The sequence below is a fragment of the Bacillota bacterium genome (assembly GCA_024655925.1).
Taxonomy (GTDB): Bacteria; Bacillota; DTU025; order DTU025; family JANLFS01; genus JANLFS01.
Genome location: JANLFS010000167.1, coordinates 2,443 through 3,626, shown reverse-complemented (window position 1 = coordinate 3,626; position 1,184 = coordinate 2,443). Strand labels below are relative to the sequence as shown.

At 57.8% G+C, this 1,184-nt stretch carries 1 protein-coding gene; it reads left to right on the top strand.

Annotated features, from left to right (window positions below; genetic code table 11):
• Window positions 1-198: 198 nt before the first annotated feature.
• The gene (locus tag NUW23_15485; GenBank protein MCR4427559.1) at window positions 199-990 is read left to right on the top strand and encodes a hypothetical protein; all 792 of its coding nucleotides are present in this window, start codon (window positions 199-201) and stop codon (window positions 988-990) included.
• Window positions 991-1,184 lie beyond the last annotated feature (194 nt).

The window sequence follows — 1,184 nt, the reverse complement described above, 5'->3', positions numbered from 1 at the left end:
TACCCACTTAAACTTTACTCAGTCTTCGTCCTCCCGTGGATCAAGACCAGCAGTAGATGCGGAGTCCCCACTAATCCCGATATGGTACGGTAGGAATCGAGGTCCTTCTGTGGAATACATCCCCGCTATTGTGGGACCACTGGCCCGGAGAAGAAAGATACGACGAGGAAAGCCGTAGTAGTCTTCGGTCTCGCGTTCGTGTTCGTAGTCGCTTGTGCGGGCATGGGAAGTGCCGCGGGGCGGACCCTGGGAGGCGGAGTCAGCTACCAGCTGGGGGACTACAGTTTCACCCAGGCCTATCCGGACACAACCTATGAGTTCTCTGCCACCGCGCCCGCCTTGCGGTATGCGCTCGACTTGACATCCGGACCTTGGAGAGTGTCAGAGTTCCTGACGACAAAGGATGCATCAGAGGGCCAGTGTGACGATGATTGGGATCTGGCAACTGGTGATGAGGAGGACTATGGGCGGGTCACCTCGTTCGGAGGAGATGTGGCCTACCTGTTCGATCTCGGATCCTTCAGACTCGGTCCTCCCGTCGGCTATCGGGACACGGTGATTGCGGCCGGTTTCAAGTACCCGGCCGAAGGCAGATTCGCCGGCTGGGGCTACGGCATTCAGGCAAGTGGTATGCGCCTGGGAGCTGAAGTCTCTACGTCTTTCGCCGGTAGGTTTTCGGTCAGCGGTTCCATCGGGTACTCTCCTTCCCTCGCAGTCTTCGAGATCTACAAGGACCTCTACAATCATGTAGAGGGTGGGGAATATGAACGCTATGTCGACTCCTGGCAGGTTCTCGACCCTGACAAGAGCTCTTCCTACGATGTTAGCATAGACGCATCGGCGCGCCTGACCGACACCATTGAGATCGTGGGCGGGTACCGGTATGAAAGTGCCGGTATCGGGATCGATCCCACAATCAGCTACTGGGGTGCCTCTGGGTATACGATGAAGGCAAGCCTGTTCCACCTCGGAGCCAGATGTAGCTTCTAACACCAGCGGTTGCTCCGGCTATTGAGCAGTTGCTGCGGTTTAGGCAAGCGTTACTGCGACTTACGCACCTGGGGCCGTCCCAAGACCAGCGGTCTGGGACGGCCCCTTTCGATTCCATTTGGCGAATCCCGGCGCCGCTCAGCAGTTCTCAGCAGTTCTCAATCGCGTCTTCTACAGCGGCCTCTGGCCGATGG